The sequence below is a fragment of the Rhodoferax sp. GW821-FHT07G04 genome (genome assembly GCF_059418585.1).
In genome coordinates, this window is sequence record NZ_JBWKQD010000007.1 from 55,596 (window position 1) to 73,213 (window position 17,618).

The 17,618-nt window shown below is 53.2% G+C and carries 11 protein-coding genes; 8 read left to right on the forward strand and 3 right to left on the reverse strand.

What is annotated here, in order from left to right:
• The first annotated feature begins 2 nt into the window (after positions 1-2).
• Complete coding sequence (locus AC07OO_RS24445; RefSeq protein WP_495084869.1) at positions 3-794, forward strand: 3',5'-cyclic-nucleotide phosphodiesterase; 792 nt, start codon at positions 3-5, stop codon at positions 792-794.
• Positions 791-3,220 (forward strand): GspE/PulE family protein, encoded by a 2,430-nt coding sequence (locus tag AC07OO_RS24450; protein WP_495084775.1) that lies wholly within the window; start codon positions 791-793, stop codon positions 3,218-3,220. The genes AC07OO_RS24445 and AC07OO_RS24450 overlap by 4 nt, the downstream gene beginning before the upstream one ends.
• A gap of 36 nt (positions 3,221-3,256) precedes the next feature.
• Here the strand turns inward: AC07OO_RS24450 and AC07OO_RS24455 are convergent, their stop codons facing one another.
• Complete coding sequence (locus AC07OO_RS24455) at positions 3,257-5,248, reverse strand: O-linked N-acetylglucosamine transferase, SPINDLY family protein (RefSeq protein WP_495084776.1); 1,992 nt, start codon at positions 5,246-5,248, stop codon at positions 3,257-3,259.
• 21 nt (positions 5,249-5,269) lie between these two features.
• Positions 5,270-7,615: a YfhO family protein gene (locus AC07OO_RS24460; protein ID WP_495084777.1), complete on the reverse strand. Its 2,346-nt coding sequence runs from the start codon at positions 7,613-7,615 to the stop codon at positions 5,270-5,272.
• Positions 7,616-7,630: 15 nt separating this feature from the next.
• On the opposite strand from AC07OO_RS24460, the gene AC07OO_RS24465 reads away from it, so the two are divergent.
• The 5 genes from AC07OO_RS24465 to AC07OO_RS24485 all read left to right on the forward strand — a co-directional run bounded on the left by AC07OO_RS24465 (position 7,631) and on the right by AC07OO_RS24485 (position 13,916).
• Entirely contained in the window at positions 7,631-8,044 is a 414-nt protein-coding gene (locus tag AC07OO_RS24465; protein WP_495084778.1) for a hypothetical protein, read from the forward strand.
• 34 nt (positions 8,045-8,078) lie between these two features.
• Positions 8,079-10,178 (forward strand): O-linked N-acetylglucosamine transferase, SPINDLY family protein, encoded by a 2,100-nt coding sequence (locus AC07OO_RS24470; RefSeq protein WP_495084779.1) that lies wholly within the window; start codon positions 8,079-8,081, stop codon positions 10,176-10,178.
• A gap of 6 nt (positions 10,179-10,184) precedes the next feature.
• Positions 10,185-10,577, forward strand: coding sequence for a GtrA family protein (locus AC07OO_RS24475; protein WP_495084780.1), 393 nt, complete (start codon positions 10,185-10,187; stop codon positions 10,575-10,577).
• 4 nt (positions 10,578-10,581) lie between these two features.
• Entirely contained in the window at positions 10,582-11,511 is a 930-nt protein-coding gene (locus AC07OO_RS24480; RefSeq protein ID WP_495084781.1) for a glycosyltransferase family 2 protein, read from the forward strand.
• An 83-nt stretch (positions 11,512-11,594) separates the two neighbouring features.
• Positions 11,595-13,916 carry a hypothetical protein gene (locus AC07OO_RS24485; protein WP_495084782.1) on the forward strand — a complete coding sequence of 774 codons (2,322 nt, stop codon included), beginning with the start codon at positions 11,595-11,597 and terminating at the stop codon, positions 13,914-13,916.
• A 6-nt stretch (positions 13,917-13,922) separates the two neighbouring features.
• Here AC07OO_RS24485 and AC07OO_RS24490 read toward each other — a convergent pair whose 3' ends face one another.
• A complete protein-coding gene (locus AC07OO_RS24490) occupies positions 13,923-15,974 on the reverse strand; it encodes an O-linked N-acetylglucosamine transferase, SPINDLY family protein (protein WP_495084783.1) in 2,052 nt (683 codons plus the stop codon).
• 144 nt (positions 15,975-16,118) lie between these two features.
• Here AC07OO_RS24490 and AC07OO_RS24495 point away from each other — a divergent pair, with 144 nt between their 5' ends.
• A complete protein-coding gene (locus AC07OO_RS24495) occupies positions 16,119-17,597 on the forward strand; it encodes a hypothetical protein (RefSeq protein ID WP_495084784.1) in 1,479 nt (492 codons plus the stop codon).
• Positions 17,598-17,618: the final 21 nt, after the last annotated feature.

A 17,618-nucleotide genomic window follows, 5' to 3' on the forward strand; every position in this document is an offset into this window, starting at 1 on the left:
CTGTGAAAGTACGTGTACTCGGATGCTCAGGCGCCATCGCCAAGGATTGCAGAACCACGTCTTTTCTGATCGACGGTGAGATATTGGTCGACGCGGGAACCGGCGTCGGCGATCTCACACTGGATGAGATGCGCAATGTAGACCATGTCCTTTTGACCCATTCGCATTTGGACCACGTAGCGGCTTTACCGTTGATGGTGGATGCCATCGCAGCGCAGCGCAAGGCGCCCTTGCAAGTCCATGCGTTGGCGGGAACGATTCAGGCGCTGAGATCCCATATTTTCAATAACGTCATTTGGCCGGATTTTTCCCGCATCCCCACGCCCGAAGCGCCATTCATCAGTTTTCATGAAATCAAGGTGGGGCAGACGGTTCACCTATCCGACAAGTACATCGAAGTATTGCCCGCAGTTCACACCGTGCCGGCCGCCGGTTTTGCGATTACTTCGGGGCATGGTTGCTGGGTGTTTAGCGGTGATACGGAGCGCAACCAGGCCTTTTGGGATCGGGTCAACCAATTGAATGTCGCCATGCTGGTGATAGAGACCGCGTTCAGCAACCGGGAAAAAGACCTTGCGAAGCGCAGTCTGCACTTGTCCCCCACGGTTCTCGCCAATGAATTGGACTGCATTGCCAAGGGCAAGAATTACCCCATCTACATCACCCATACCAAACCTGCTGAGACCGAACTCATCATGGCCGAAATACAACGCTTCGACCAAACCCAACCATTTGGACCCAATGTGACACACGACATCCGAAGGATGCATGCCGGTCAGGAGTTTGATATATGAGTGCGGTAATGACGCCTGGCGCGTCGGACAAGGCCGATAAAGCGTCTGAGCAAGCCTTTTTTGAGTCCCAAAAGCAGCCGTCACAAAAACGGGGCATGACCTTTGAGGCCCTGTTCTACCGCCAACTGCACCATGTCACTGCTCGCATCCACGACACGGAAAACCTTGAGCAAATCATGCTGGAGGCCAGTCAAGACATTTGCAAACTGCTGAATGCTGACCGTCTGACCCTCTACGCGGTCAATGAAGACCAGACGGCCATTGTTTCGAAAATCAAGACGGGCCTGAACAGCAGCAGCGACCTGAAGCTGCCCATCTCACCGCAAAGTATCGCGGGCTACGTCGCATTCAGCCGCACGTCGCTGAATCTGCCAGACGTGTACGACGACGATGCGCTCAAACAGATCCACCCCTCCCTGACCTTCCTGAAGGTGGTGGACAAGCGCTCGGGCTACCGCACCAAACAGATGTTGGTGGCGCCCATACTGGAAGGCAAGACCCTGCATGGAGTCTTGCAGGTCATCAACAACAAGAGTGACGAACCATTTGGTGATTTGGAAGTTGACGGGGTATCCGAGCTGTGCAAGACGCTTGCGACCGCCATTCGCCAGCGCGCGAACGGGGCTACCGTTGCTTCGACCCGCAAAGCCACCAAATACGATGCCTTGGTGGCCGACGGGCTGCTGACCGATGAAGAGCTGAGCCAGTGCATATCGGATGCGCGCACCGAGGGTAATTCGGTTGAGCACCTATTGATGGCGCAGTACAAGATTCGACCGGTGCAAATTGGTCCGTCGCTCGCGAAGTTCTTTGGCGTACCGTATGAGGCGTTCAATGCTGGCCGTATCCGATCCGAGATGCTGCATGGTGCGTTGAAGCGGGAATTCATCGAAGAGCAGGGCTGGATTCCGTTGGAAGAGGCGCCCGAAGGCCTGGTGATTATGTGCATGGACCCGGAGGCGGTGCGTGGCTCTCGGGTGGTTCCCCAGGTGTTTCCGCGCATCGCGAAGTTTGCCTATAGGGTGACGACGCAGACGGAATTCCAGGAGACCTTGGGACAACTATTTGGAGGTGTGGCGGACACCAGCACGATTGACCAGTTGCTGGCCGATATGGATGGCGGCCCGATAGATGATGGCACCAATGAGGATTCGCTGGAGTCGGCGGCTGCAGACAATGAGTTGGTCAAATTTGTCAACAAGGTCATCATTGATGCCTACAACCAGAAGGTGTCCGACATCCACATAGAACCTATGCCGGGCAAATTCAAAACCGGTATTCGCTTCCGTATCGATGGGAGCCTAGTCCCCTATGTGGAGGTGCCAGCCCACTTTCGGTCAGCCATGGTCACGCGCCTGAAGATCATGTGTGATTTGGATATTTCCGAACGCCGCAAGCCGCAAGACGGCAAAATCAAATTCAAAAAATACGGCCCGTTGGACATCGAGTTGCGCGTGGCCACCATACCCTCCGCCGGTGGCGTGGAAGACGTTGTGATGCGGATTCTGGCTGCCGGTGAGCCTATTCCCATGGAGAAGCTGGGACTCACACCCCACAACAAGGAGCGTTTGGAGGCTACGGTCAGTAAACCCTATGGTTTGTTCTATGTCTGCGGCCCTACTGGCTCCGGCAAGACCACCACCTTGCACTCCATACTCAAATTCCTGAATACGCCGGACACCAAAATCTGGACTGCTGAAGACCCGGTCGAAATTACGCAAAAAGGCCTGCGCCAGGTTCAGATCAACAAGAAAGCGGGCATCGATTTTGCTCTGATCATGCGCGCCTTTCTGCGAGCGGACCCAGACATCATCATGGTGGGTGAGTCCCGTGACAAGGAAACGGTGTCCATGGGCGTCGAAGCCTCACTGACCGGTCACCTGGTTTTCTCTACCCTGCACACCAACTCGGCGCCAGAATCCATCACCCGTTTGATGGATATGGGCATGGACCCCTTCAATTTTGCAGATGCCCTGCTGGGTATCCTGGCCCAACGGTTGGCTAAAAAGTTATGCGACTGCAAGGAAGCCTATGTGCCCGATGCGGAAGAATTCCGTTTGTTTGTGACGGAGTACGCGGAAGAGTTGCGCCACTCCAAGGCATGGAAAGCTGACCCCGACGGAGAACGCCAGAAGCTGGCGGATAGCTGGCTCAAGATGTACGGCGAAGACAAGCAGATCAAGCTGTACAAAGCGGTGGGTTGCGACAAATGCAACAAGACCGGCTACAAAGGCCGGATCGGCTTGCATGAATTGCTGGTAGCAGATGATGGCGTCAAGCGGCTCATTCAGGAGCGTGCGCGCGTAGCGGAGCTATTTGCGTCGGCAGTTGAAGGCGGCATGCGAACGCTGAAGATGGATGGCATGGAGAAGGTGATGATGGGTCTGACGGATCTGAAGATGGTTCGCCAGGTGTGTATCAAGTAAAAACACCACGAGCCCTCGTAAAACATAACACCACCGCTATTTTTTCGATAGCATTTCCCTGGTTTCGCCGGTGCCGGAGTCTGCATGCGCAGTTTGCCGTGTGCACCATATTCGCCACATGCCCCGCAACGCCGCTTCAAAGTGCTGTGCAAAATCTGTGGCGTTGAAAACTGGCGATGCAAGCACTTGTTGGCGCAATGCGGCACGTAGCGCCGACAAGGCCTGCAGATCCTGGGCACGTCTGGTGGCACGCCGTACGTAATCGTCGAAGTCCGAAGCAATCCAATCAGCAAGACCCGCATTCATCAGCAAGCCCACACCTTGGCGCGACAAGAATCGCTCGCCTTCTAGGGTCAGCACGGGCACACCCATCCACAAGGCCTCTGCAGTAGTGGTGCCTCCCGTATAAGGGAAAGGGTCGAGGGCGATATCGACCCGGTGGTAGCAGGCCAGATACTCAGCGCGGGACGACAACCCCTCCAGCGCCAAACGCTCAGCCTGAATGCCATGAATCAGAAATGCGGCATGTACATCCCGTCGAACGCCCTCCTCCCCAAGTTGCGGCGATTTGAGGAATAGCTGACTCCCTGGCGTTGCGTGAAGTACCCGTGCCCACAACGCCACCACGTCGGCATTCATTTTGGTCAAATTGTTGAAGCATCCGAACGTGATATGGCCATTGGTGATCGCGGGCAGCGCCGATACTGCCATGCTGATACTGGGCGGCGTAAAACACAGCCGCGTATGGGGCATACGCCAGATAGTCTCTGTGAAATTTACCTCTTCGGCAGGGGGTAAGGTCCATGGATCAGCAATGAGGTAGTCCATGGCTTTCACCCCCGTCGTTCCGAAATAGCCAAGCCAGCTCAATTGCACAGGAGCGGGCTTCCAGGCGAAAACAGGCAGGCGGTTAAAGGCCGAGTGCCCCGAAAGATCAATCAGGATGTCGATGGCATCGTCGCGTATGCGTTTTGCCAGCGTGGTGTCCGACATTTCCACGGTCACGTGCCAAGCCTCGCAGCAGGACCTGATGCGCTCCGTAACCGAGTCGCATAGCGGATGATTCGAATAGCCCACGAACCTCAGGTTCCGCTGGGGCGACCCGGCCAATGCACGCAGGACGCTTTCAAAAAAATAGCTTACGGGGTGGTCGCGCAAATCACCTGATACAAATCCTATGCGCAAACAACGCTCGGGCTCGTTCAGATTGGGCCAATCGTGGTAGCCGTTGTGCACCATTTGTGCAACCCTGGTGCCATAGCTACGGGCCTCCGAAATCGCCACGGCTGCGTCGGCCCCGGCACGGTAGTGGAGCAGGAATAGCAAATTGCTATGGGCCTCTACGAACCCGGGGGAAAGCTCCAATGCGCGCCGGTAACAGGCCAGTGCTCCGTCCAACTGCCTCAAGTCTTTCAAGAGATTGCCCAGGTTGTTGTGCCCCTCGGCATAGCCGGGCATGATTTCCAGCGCACGGCGGTAACTTGCCAGAGCACTTTCAAACTGTCCCAACTCCTGCAACGACTTGCCCACGTTGCAGTGCACTTCGGCGTAGTTGGGTCGAGCTTTCAGCGCAAGGCGGTAGTGTGCCAACGCGGCAGCATACTGGCGACGGTCGTCCAGGACGGTTCCCAGCGCCACGTGTGCATCCACGAAATCCGGTTCCAGCGCAACGGCCTTTTCGTAAGCAGCGATGGCTGCGTCGGATTGCCCGAGACGCATATGGGTATTGCCCAGGTTGAAATAGGCCCCCGCATACTGCTGATCCAGCTGCAGTGCTGTTTCGAAAGCGCCAATCGCCGCGCTCATTTCGCCTGAAGCCAGCAATGCGTTGCCGCGATTCAGGTGCGCGCGGGCGAGTCTTGGCTCCAACACAATGGCGGCCTCGTAGCACTGCAGTGCCGGTGAAAATTGGCCTGCATCCTCCAGAGCGTTGCCTTGGGTTATCAGGTCTGATGCCGTTGGCAGAGGCACAGAGACGGGGTCGGCATGCGAGCTTTTGATGGCTTTGAATCTGTCAAAAATTCCCATCGAAGGCTGCTCCTCGCAAGGTCACCATGATCCCGCGCGCCGCATACGTCTGCGCAACAGTTCGGCACACACCAGAATACCCAATCCCAGAGCACCGACGAACCACCCCGTTCGCCGACCTGGAGTTGAAAAGACCAACTCAACGGCGTGGTGTCCACCGGAAACCGTTGCAGCCAGCATACCGAAGTTGGCACGGAACAAGGGGATTGCCTGGCCATCCACCGTCAATGTCCAACCTTCATTGAACGGTATGGAGAAGACCAATACGCCGGCCTCAGCGGGCGCAATGTCGCCAGAGATCGTGGTGTTGGAGAAGCGGCGTATGACAAGCCCAGTCTTCTGCAGCGCAGCGACAGGTGCGCGATAGTAGTCTGCGAGTGAAAGGGACTTGGATTGGCCCAAGGGCTCCATATCCAAAATACCCCCATAACCAGGGATGGTGTGATCGACCACAACCGCGTTGATCAATGCGATGTCGGTCAGGATGTTGGTGCTGGCTGGATGGTCGGCGGCAACTTTCCTCAAAGCATCCTTGCTCACCTGCCGGGGTTGAACAATACCCAAGGGGAGGGCCATCTCATTGCGGTAAATGTGCAAGCCGTTGGTATCGTTGCCGACTTGGACAAAACCTGGCCAGTCAACCTCTTTGGTGGCGATGAAATACTTCACGCCGAGCAAAGAATTCAGCATGTAACGTGGCCCCGCATTTGGCAGCCAGTTGGAGTAATTGACCACCTCGGAGGTTGGCGGAATAAGGCTCGCACCGATGTGAAAATCCACAATCCCCCGGCTGTGCAGAGAATAGGATTTGATTCCCATGTAGTCCTGTGCCATGGCATCGGCCAAGGATACAGAGTCGTAGTCCTTCTCAATGCGAAAGACACCGTCATCCAATTTTCTGATGGTGGCAAGTGCTGCCGGCGTTTTGTCGTCATAGGCTTGCATGGTTGGCTCGACTGCAAGCCGGCCCTGCACATAGGATGGGCGTGCAATGGTCACCACCTCTACGATTACGGCCAGTGCCAGGACCAATGGAAGCCGTTCGAGGGTGAGTATTTTGCGGTAGGCCAGCATCAGTACAGCGGTTGATAGGACCGCAAGTGTCGCGACCTTTTCTACGTGAGGTCTCCAGACAATCTCGCCCGAGGCACCCCATACCGTCAGCGCCAGCAACACGCCAAAAATACCCAGCCCCGATGCCAATGCGCGAATCCTGACGCCTTGAATCAGAACCAGATCCAGCGCTTTGGCCGCCAATATCAGACCCATGATGGAGACCCAGAGGGTGGATATGCGGAAGTAGGGGGCTGCAAAACCCATGGCAGCAAAGCGGAACACCGGAAAGAGCATGTAAGCGAGAAAGGCGATCGTGGCGAATACCAGTGCTCTTCGGTCGGCATGGGAGCCCGTCCATAACTGGGGCATCAACAAGAACAGGGTGATACCGATGAAAAAACCGGGACCTTCCAAGTAATTGAAATGGCCCCGGTAGTTGCTACCGATGCCGAAAATGTCTTTATGAAAAACGCCACCAACCTGGGCGATGATCAAGGACCAGTCATTGATGCCAAGGCTCTTGCTTAGGATACTTTGGATCAGCGACTGGCCTCCACCCACGCGCGAACTGTCCATCAGTTGCAGGATGACCGGCAGTAAGTAGGGGGCCGCCAACAGATAGCCCAAGGCGGTTAACGGCAATACCGTGACCATCCAAGACTTCAGAGTCTTGCCAGGCGCATCGCTGCATACCACACTGGCGGCACAAGCGAACGCCAGGAATACGCCCAATGACACAAAGAAGACGCCAAAGACCAGTGTGGTGGCGATAACCAGGGGTAGGACCAGCCAGCCTCCACTGCGCAGATGGCGGAAGATGGCCCACAACACCAGAGGATAAAAAACAAATGCGGTCGCTTCTACGTCCCACTGCCCATTGATCACCACGAAGCCGCAAAACGAGTACGCAAACGCGCTGATGACGGCGCTTTCCCAACGCTGGAGAAAGCCGCGAATGAACAAAAGGAAAAAACTGCCACCTAGCAAGATTTTCAGCAGGTAGAAAAATATGCGGGTCGGCAGTATGTTTTCCAACCCTACGGATTGACTCAGCAGCGTCGCCGCATCTCCCAGCATGACGGTGGTCGGACCACCCAGCCCGATGTGGAACGACCAACCGGGAAAACCCTCGCGGGCGATTGTGCGGGCCAGGTACATTGCATAGGCCGTTACTTGGGTGTAGCTATCACTACCGATATCAAGGTATGCAAAGTAGAACTTGCCGGACAGGAATTCTGAAAATACCAGCAGCGTTGCAAGCACTTGCAAACCCGTCAAAACCAACCAGCATTTGAAGAGGGACTGTTTCATAGGCTGACATGCTACGTGATTGGACCGGTGGGGCAGTGGATTAATCCGCTGCATAATCTCGACCACGGTGTGCGGTGGTGCGTGTTTGATATCCGCACAGACTCTCTCCTGTTGACTGAAGGATTTGACTTGTTTTCCTTTCTTGACGCAAAAGCCGCCAAAGCATTCGGTGTGGAAATGGCGCGTGCATATATTGAACGCATGCCGCCGGATGCGAGCTTGACAGAGAAGCAGTTCACAAGCAAATCCAAGCACACCATTGAAAAAATGAGTGTCCAAATAGCCGCGCACAAGCAGCAGAACAAGCTAAACCTCTACAAGATTGCGCAGATGGCCAATGCATTCAAATGGACATTGAAAGATGCCGGATATGCGGACGACTACATTGATAAATTGACGCAATGGTTTGTAGTTCGGGTCAAACTTTAGTTTCGGGCCTACTAGTGTTTGAACCAAGTTTTCCATGTTGAGGTGGCTGGCCACACAGTTTGAAAGCCGTCGCGCCCGTTTGCAGGCCAGGCTGGAGAACTCGTTGCGCAAACGTGTGGATAGCGATGACACCGGGGAAGCTGCGCAATGGCGCAAGAAAGGCAACGCATTTCTGGACGAGAACAGCCTGCCTGAGGCTGAGCAATGCTATCGCCAAGGCATTCAAGCGGATCCCCGGGACTCGAGCTGCTATTCCAACTTGGGCTATGTGCTGGTGCAAATGGGGCGCCCGGAAGATGCCACCGAGATGCTTGGCAAGGCGGTTGAACTCAATGCCTCTGATTTTGATGCGTACTATTTGTTGGGAAACTTGGCACGCGACCGGGGTGAATGGCTGCGTGCCATCGCCTGCTACCGTGCTGCGTTGAAAGTCAATCCGGAATTTGACTTTTGCCGCCGCGACTTGTGTGTTGCCCTCGCGCAAAGTGGCCAGATTCAAGAGGCCCATAAGGTGATGGCAGAAGGGCCAGCCTTTGACGAGAGTACAGCCGCCCACCATTTCTTCAAAGGCAACCTGCATTTTGTTGCGGATCAATTCGAAGACGCGGTGCTGTGCTTCCAGAGAGCCGCTGAGTTAAGTACCCAGGATCCACTGATACTTCTGAACTTGTGCGCTGCCCAACTCAAGCTGAGTGACTATTTTTCGGTTTTGGAAACTGGGCGCAAGATCTTGGATCTTGACCCCAATAATGCCCCAGTGCGCGGCCATATGGCGATTGCACACCAGTTCACGGGGCGGCACGGTCTGGCTATCGAAAGCTATCGCGCGGGCTTGAGTCTTCAGCCGGAAAATCTGCAGATGCACCAAAATCTGTTGTTGGCGCTGACCTGCGTGCCCGGCTATTCCAGAGAGGAGTACCTGCTTGAAGCGAAGCGATATGCAGCCAAAGCCAGGGCGAGGGCTCAACCCCATTCATCGTGGCTGTGCAATCCGTACTCCTCCGGTGCACGCCCCCTGCGTGTGGGTTTTGTGTCTGCTGATTTGATGTACCACCCAGTGGGCATGTTTCTGGACAATGTCTTGCCATTTTTGGACCGGGACAGGATCGCTTGCATTGCGTATTCCAATTGCGCAGCGGAAGATGCATTCACAGCGCACCTCAAACCCATGTTTGATGAGTGGACCCAGGTAGCCTGGATGCCTGACGAAGAGTTGGTCCGCAAGATTCATAGCGATGCGATAGATGTTCTGGTGGACTTGTCTGGACACACTGGTCAAAGCCGTTTAGCAGTGTTCGCTTGGCGCCCTGCCCCCGTTCAACTCTCGTGGTTAGGCTATTGGGCCAGTACTGGCTTGCAAGAGATGGATTACTTGCTGGCGGATCGTATTTCAGTTCATCCCGAGGAAGCAGAGTTCTATTCTGAAAAGATTTGGCCGTTGCCAGATACACGACTTTGCTTCAGCCCTCCGGTTACCGTAAACCCGATTGCAGTCAATGACCTGCCCGCCTTGCGCAAGGGGTACATCACTTTTGCTTCGTTTCAGACCCTGAGTAAGTTGACGGACGAGACGATTGCCGTTTGGGCACAAGTCCTTGCGTCTGTGCCAATGGCGCGTCTGAGAGTACAAAGCCGCGCACTTTCTTATCCTCAGAGCGTCACCGCAATGCGAGCACGCTTGGCGTTGGCCCAGATTGATGTCGGCCGTGTGGACTTATTTGGAGTCAGTTCCCGTGACGCATATTTGGCCGCATATGGTGAGGTGGATATCGTGCTGGACACATTTCCATTTCCAGGGGGGACAACCACGGCCGAGGCCTTGTGGATGGGTGTTCCAACCCTTACGCTTGCCGGGAACACACTGGTTTCCCGACAGGGTGAAAGTATGTTGCGCAGTGTCGGCCTTGAGAACTGGATAGCCAGCAGTGAGCGGGAGTATGTTCAGATTGCGCTAGAACGGGTGTTGGATTTGCCGAGCTTGGCAAATTTGCGATCCGGCTTGCGCGCGAAGGCTTTGGCGTCCCCTCTATTTGATGGAGCCCGATTCGCAAGACATTTGGAGGATGCTTTCGACGGCATAGTGACTGAGGCTGTCACAAGCCTCGATGCCACCCCCAGAAAATATGTACAGTAATAGACAATGTCTACCCTATTTCAGTTGCCTTATGCCAAGCTGATTAGGTTTATCGGTGCCGGTATTTTGAATACGGCTTTTGGGTATTTTTCCTATGCGGCGCTGCTCTATGTAAGAGTGCCTTACTTGTTGGCGTTACTCCTATCGACCGTCGCCGGTATAGTTTTCAATTACTTCAGTTTTGGAAGTTTGGTGTTCAAGAAGGACGGCAGCTGGCTGGTTTTTGGTCGGTTTGTCTCTGCCTATGTTTTGATTTATTGTGTAAATGCCGTGTTACTTACGCAGCTTATGCAATATTTTGCAATTGGTCCCTATATGGGACAAGTATTTTGCATTCCCGTTGGTGTTGCTATCAGCTGGATTGCGATGAATTATTGGGTGTACCGAGAAAGCGAATAGCCGTATGCAAAAAAAAATAAGCATTGTGACCCCGTGCTACAACGAAGAGGAGAACGTTGATGAATTGCACCGGCGTATCACGGCGGTTATGGCCACATTGCCCTACGAATACGAGCACATCTATATTGACAATGCATCGACCGACAATACGGTAGCAATGGTCAAAAATATTGCCACTTCGGATAAGCGAGTGAAGCTGATCGTGAATGCCCGAAATTTCGGGCACATCCGGTCACCCCATTACGGACTTCTTCAATCCAGTGGCGATGCTTGCATCCTGATCGCATCAGATCTCCAAGATCCACCAGAGATGATAGAAGAGTTCATCAAAAAGTGGGAGGCTGGTTATAAGACGGTATTGGCAGTCAAACCAGAGAGCGAGGAATCTTCTCTGATGTTTTTCGTACGCAATACTTATTACCGCTTCATCACCCGAATATCCGAGGTCCCGCTAGTGCCCAATGCTACTGGTGCGGGGCTGTTTGATCGTGCAGTTATCAATATCCTTCGAGATATTCAGGATCCGTATCCTTACTTCCGTGGACTGTTATGCGAGATTGGTTTTCCGATTGCGACAGTAGCATTCAAGCAGCCCAGGAGACAACGAGGGATAACAAAAAACAATTTTTATACCTTGTACGATATTGCGATGCTTGGCATCACAAACCATTCGAAAGTGCCCCTTCGCCTCATGGCCATGAGTGGTTTTTTACTTTCATTTTTGAGTTTACTGGTCGCATTTGCTTTTTTTGTTGCCAAACTACTGTACTGGGATTCGTTTCAATTGGGCGCCGCCCCCATGCTGATTGGCATATTTTTCTTTGGTGCCATTCAGACTTTCTTCATAGGTGTGCTGGGCGAATACGTAGCCTCAATCCATACGCAGGTTCGTAAGATGCCACTGGTTGTTGAAGCCGAGCGTGTGAATTTTTAGACCCACTTGCAGGGTCATCGGATATGAGAAAGAGATGCGGAGTAACAGAATTGCCTTGAATAGAAGGGTGCTATTCAACGCGTATGTTATCTAGCAATTCGCATGCGATACGGCGCCGTGGCGAAGACGCGGCTGCCAGCCAAGTACTTCTACTTGGTTTGTTTGCCTTGGGGGTAGGAATGGCGTACATCCTATCCTGGGCATATCAATTTTTACCACGGCCCCCAAGCGCGGCATCTGATCTCTTGATCGAATCGGCTCGGCGGTACATCTCCCCAGAGCCAGCAGAGAGATTTGTCTTTATTGTGTTGGCTATCACCATACCGGTGGGAGCCATTTTTTTCACGCTTGCATCTATTCAACCTCGATGGGCCGGTGTTTTGACAAAAATACTCGACCAGTTGAATGTATTTGCTGTTGTTACTGCTGCTACTGCCGCAGCTATTTATACCTTCCTATTGGTGTCATATCCTGATCGGGGTGTTGTTGAGAGAATTCGAGGTGGATGGCAATCGATAGCGTCGTTGGACTGCATCGCGTTGCTCAGCATCTTTGGTGCTCTGGCTATCAGTTGGTTCCTATGTAGGCATACCGCTGCGCGTCAGAAGGCGGAGCAAAAGATCAAGCTAAGAGTGGTTTTACCCTTGGTGATTGCCCTTCTCTTTCTTGCTCCGTTCCTTGTCTCCGACTTTTTGGCTCGAATAGTGGGTGACGAAGGTAGTGCGGGATATCCACATGTCACTATCCTGCTCCAGTGCCTTGTGTTTTCGGTACTTTTCTGCCTTTTACAAATCTCAGGCACTAAATTCAAATCACGGCACCACAGGGTCAGTGCCAGTACATTTGTGTGGATACTATTCCTCACCACAGCCATTCTTCAACTCAGTGCGTGGCGATTTCTGGGAATCAACGGCGTCACCCTGGCGGCGAAATGGTGGAATCATGCCGATCCTATTTTTTTTGTGCTCAGCCAAGTCGTTGGTGGCAAGACCGTTCTGGCAGACCTGCCATCTCAGTACGGGTTGTGGGCAGAGATGCTGGCACCTTTTTTCCGCTTTTCATCGACGTCCGTGATTACGGTGACAGGATTCTTTGCGGTGATGCAATTGATATCACTGGCTGCCCTGTTCTTTGTTATAAGCAAGTTCGTCAAAAGCCCCATTTTGCTAGCGATAGGGGGTATTGCATTGATCGGAACAACGTTTGGCACGCACTCTCTGTTCTCGGGTGTCCGAGATCCCTATTTTCAATATTGGCCGATACGAAGTTTTTGGCCCATGCTATCGGTTTTCGCTTTCCTCAGATTCATTCAATGCCCTACGTTGTTCCGTGGCACGTTGGTTTCTGCTTTGGGCGCGGTAAGCATGTTTTGGAATATGGATACGGGCTTATTCGTAGTGCTCGCCTTTGGAGCATTTCTGCTCGCCAAACTATTGCTGTCAGTGCTTAACCAGAATAAATGTGAGCGCATGAATGAATTTTGGTCCTCACACAGGCTGATGTTTATAGTTCTGACACATGTCGGCGTCACTCTGCTTGTTTCGATAATTTTGTTCGGCTTGTTGGCATTCAAGTCCGGTTTTACGCTGCATTTTCCATGGCTCTTTGGATATCAAAAGATATTTTTCGACCTTGGCTTGTTTATGCTGCCTCTGCCTCGGGACATGCACCCCTGGATGTCAATTTTAGGCGTATATCTCATAGGCCTGCTTGTTGCCACTCGTTCTTGGGCGTATGCTTCAGGTAACAGACGAATGGATATGGTCTTTTATGCCAGTGTACTGGGTCTTGGGTTGTTTGTTTATTACCAAGGCAGATCACATGTCTTGAATTTGATTTCAGTGTGCTGGCCGGCAATAGTAGTTGGCTTACTCCTGACCGATGAATTCATACGGGCCATTCGCGCGAAGCTCTTGCCAAGGATTCAGATATTATTGCCAATGATTTTCGTGGGTGTTGTGTCTGTATGCTGCTACGGCTTTATTCAGCATATGGAATACATAATGTATGGAGTCATCAACTCGGTCGGCACTCCCGGTGTAGTTCAATCACCGCCGGTGATGAACGAACTAGCGTTCATCAAAGAATGGTCAACCAATAGAAAAGCTTGCTTGATTTTGTCCAAGCGACAAGGCATTTACTATGCTGAGTCGGGCTTGGTGTCACCCTTTAAGGGGCCGGGTTTGGTGGAGACGGTGTTAAAGACCGACCAAGATCGCTTGATTGCCCAAGTCAAAGAAGGCGAAGTGCAATGCCTGTATTTTGGGTTGGGAAAATACACCGCACCTGAACTGCCGCTGACCCTGAAAATGCTGGAGGACAGTTATTCTGTCATAGCGACCAATTCATCGAATACGATGGTTTACCTTGAGCCCAAGCGCAAATCATCTCCAAATCGGATGTAGCCCCGTTCATCTCTGAGTTTGTGCCTTGGTGATGTCTTCAAGCGCTATTTCAAGGCTCTTTGCAAATCTCGCTGCGTCATAGAGCGGGGATGTCTTGAGTGTCGCGCGCAGGTTTTCTCTCAATTTTGCGAGGCAGTGCAAGTCATTTACTTTTTCCACGGCCAGATCAACATACTCTTGCGCACTGACGGCGACCCAGTCCGGTAATCCTGCGCAACGCAGCATACTCTCGCCTTGGCGGGCCAAAAGCGAATTGCCGGTCAATGTGATTGTCGGCACACCCATCCACAAAGCTTCAGCGGTGGTTGTGCCTCCTGGGAAGGGGAATGTATCGAGCACCACATCAACGTCGCTATAAGCAGCCAGATAGGCATCGCGGGACGTGCCTCCGATCAAGTCCACGCGCTGCGGATCGATGCGCGCCTGCACCAGACGTCTATGCATGTCCAAAATACTTTGTGAATGACTTAGCGGAATACTCTGAAGGCGCAAGCGCGCGGTCGGCAAGCGGGCAAGAACTTGGGACCACACGGCTAACGTGGCTTCGCTGATTTTGCTCAGGGTCTGGAACGAAGCAAATGTCACATACCCTTTCTGCAGTGCAGGCAGCGCAGTATTCACCAGGTTGGCTCCGTCAACGGGCGGGCTCAGACACAATCGGGTTTCTGGCAGATACCACAATTGCTCCGAATACTGCGCTTTCTCTTCTTGGCGAACGGACACTTTGTCGACCAGGATGTAGTCCATTTCTGTGACGCCGGTGCTGGCCCAATAACCTAACCACGCAATTTGCACCGGTGCAGGGCGCCATGCAAAGACGGACAGTCTGTTATGCGCCGTATGACCGGCCAAGTCCACCAGCACGTCAATCTTGTCCGAATGGATTTGAGCGGCCAACTCCGAATCGGGCACCGAGGCTACGACATTCCATTCGGAGAAGATGGCTTTGAGTCGCCCGGAAAGTGCATCTTCGTTCACTGCATTGGAATAGGCAATGCAGGTGATTTTGCCGGGGTCGATGCTTGACAGGATACTTTCCAAGAAATACCCAACAGGATGCTGACGCAAGTCTCCCGACACAAAGCCAACTCGCAACGGTCTCTCGCTAGAGGCATTGGGTGTACACAACCACTGCGTAAAGGGGGTAGCAACAGCGCTCACCTTGTCTCCATAGTTCTTAGCCTCGGCCAGATACTCTTGCGTGGAGCAACCCGGCAGATGGGACAAGACATAGAGAAGATTTTGTTGCGCGTACAGGTACTGTGGATTGATCTGCAATGCCTGCCGATAGCTTTGAACAGCCAAATCAAGCTGTCCATTCAACTGGAATGCTGCGGCCATATTGGCATGGGCTTGCACATGATTGGGCTCCAGGGCCAACGCTTCGCGATAGGTCTGAATAGCCGTTACGACGTCGCGCTGCCCGATTTGGGCCGCGCCCAGGTTGATCAGAATGGTGGCGTCGTGCGGGCTGCGTTCCACAGCTTTTTTGAAACACTCGACCGCCGTTGCATACTCCGCCGTGGCAAGGTGCATGTTCCCCTTGAAGAGGTAGTAGTCCGCTGAGTCGGTGTCAAAGGCAGGGCCCTGGTCCATGATCAGGCGGGCCTCATGCGGTTGGCCTATCTGTGCCAGCAACACGCAAAGATCACGACGACAGAAGTCAAAGTCCGGGTTACTGCGCAGAGCGGTTCGGAAGCATGCAATTGCGCGTAAGCTATCCCCGCGGTCCCGCGCCAAATTGCCGAGCAGGTAGTAGGCGTCAAAATCTGTGGGGTTGCGCTGAATGGCATTGTCCAGCATGCGCTCCGCCTCTTGTGCCCGCCCGCTTTGCAGCAAGACATATCCTAGGTTGGAATAGCAGACTGCGTCCTCAGGGTCCGCATGAATACCATTGCGGTAGCACCGCTCGGCATCAGACCAATTGTTGTCGTTCAGAAAGGCGTTGCCCTCTTTTCGCCATTGCTCCGAACCCCTGTGGTCGACGGTCGGCGTGGGGCGTATGAAGTCTGGTTCGGGCCTGCGCTTTTGAAATTTTGCACTCAACCACTTCAGCATAGAAACCAAGTACCTGATTCAAAGGATAAATCGATTTTATAGGCCGAATCCGCCAATAATGGGCGCTCGATTGTGTCAAGTGCAGCTCTGCTCGGACACGCTGGAACTGTGGTTCCGCCCGCAAATACCAAATTGGAGAGTGTCTTGACTGCAAAAAGTTACGCGTCGCCTTTGACGATGTGGCGACTTGCTGCATGGGTGACGATTTTGACTGCCGTCAGCTTTATCAGCGTAGCCCCCCAGGTGGCCAACGATTTTTGGCTTCAAGCCAAAGTTGGTGAACTCATTGTCAACAGCCAAGAAATCCCCAGGACTCTGCTTTTTCCTTTTACGGAGATTCAGGATGCCAAATTCAATGCGCACGAATGGGTCCCCTCGATCTTCTTTCACGGCATCGTTCAATGGGGGGGAGAGGGTAGCCTGCCGCTGGTTCTCGGCGCGCTGGGGCTGGTACTTTTTGCCATGGTGGCTTGGCTCGCGTATAGACGCGGCAATCAATGCCTACCCCTAGCACTGCTTTTGGGGTTTCTAGCCGTGGGAGTTGAAAATTTCCGACATTTTCTGCGCCCCGAATTGATGTCGCTGATTTTGTTCGTCGTCTACCTGCATCTACTTGAAAGTATTCGTCGAAATTCGCTGATACGTTATTGGGTAGGGGCGGCTGCGGTGGTGGTACTGTGGTCGAACACACATGGCTCATTTATCTTGTCACCAATTGTGGCGGCGATATTCTTTGCTGGCACGTGGTTGGATGCCTCTCTTGCTTCCACGCGACTACATCCAGCACCTCAGAGCGCAGCCACTAAGTTCGCAGGCTTGGCGCTCGGGACTTTGGTTTGTACGGTAATCAATCCGTTCGGTTGGGACCAATTGGTGTTCGTCGTCAGCTTCACAGGATCCGAGTTCGCGAATGGCTACGTATTGGAATGGATATCTTCATTCAACCCTATTGCCTGGACGTGGCGAGGTTTCTGGATTGGTTTGGGATGCGCTATTGCAACTAGTGCCGTGTGCATTGCGCGGTGGCGACGATTGAGCATGGTCGATGCGCTTCTCTTGCTGTTCTTCATAGCAATGGCGCTGAGGTCCGCGCGTTTCTTCGTATACCTTGGGATAGTGGCAGCTTACGTACTTCCGCCATTGCTTTCTCCCAGCATGCAAAGTCGAGAAGCACAGACCAAGCTCTACGGAGTCAACGTTGCTTTGGGTGGCCTAGTATTGGTATTGGCTTCGGTATATGGCAACGCCTTCGGCTCATACCCACATCAATCCGGCCTCAATCAAAGCTTCACCAAACCCATGCGCCAGGCATTGGATAACGCGGCTTTGCGCGGCAATGTTTTGACCAGCTATGACTATGGTGCAGAGCTGGTATACAGAGCCTATCCCAGATTGCGTCCGTCATTGGACTCACGTATTGACTCGTATGGCGCAGACTACATTCTTTATACCGAGCGGTTGCTGGAGGACGATAGCCTGCTGAAGGACTTTGTAGCGAAGTACGATGTCCGATATATGTTGCTGACCTTGGGTGATTTCGATTCAATCCGCAAGCTGCCCAGCCTTGCGCATTGGAATGTGCTGTTGATGGACCAAAGGGCTATCTTGCTCGGGCGGTATTGAATGGGTTACCCAAGCGCACAG

Bases quoted from the DNA above. Each gene is read 5' to 3' on its own strand.
- AC07OO_RS24470 (WP_495084779.1), top strand. From the start codon at position 8,079: ATGTTGAGGTGGCTGGCCACACAGTTTGAAAGCCGTCGCGCCCGTTTG.
- AC07OO_RS24480 (WP_495084781.1), top strand. From the start codon at position 10,582: ATGCAAAAAAAAATAAGCATTGTGACCCCGTGCTACAACGAAGAGGAG.
- AC07OO_RS24485 (WP_495084782.1), top strand. From the start codon at position 11,595: ATGTTATCTAGCAATTCGCATGCGATACGGCGCCGTGGCGAAGACGCG.
- AC07OO_RS24490 (WP_495084783.1), bottom strand. From the start codon at position 15,974: ATGCTGAAGTGGTTGAGTGCAAAATTTCAAAAGCGCAGGCCCGAACCA.
- AC07OO_RS24455 (WP_495084776.1), bottom strand. From the start codon at position 5,248: ATGGGAATTTTTGACAGATTCAAAGCCATCAAAAGCTCGCATGCCGAC.
- AC07OO_RS24475 (WP_495084780.1), top strand. From the start codon at position 10,185: ATGTCTACCCTATTTCAGTTGCCTTATGCCAAGCTGATTAGGTTTATC.
- AC07OO_RS24450 (WP_495084775.1), top strand. From the start codon at position 791: ATGAGTGCGGTAATGACGCCTGGCGCGTCGGACAAGGCCGATAAAGCG.
- AC07OO_RS24460 (WP_495084777.1), bottom strand. From the start codon at position 7,615: ATGAAACAGTCCCTCTTCAAATGCTGGTTGGTTTTGACGGGTTTGCAA.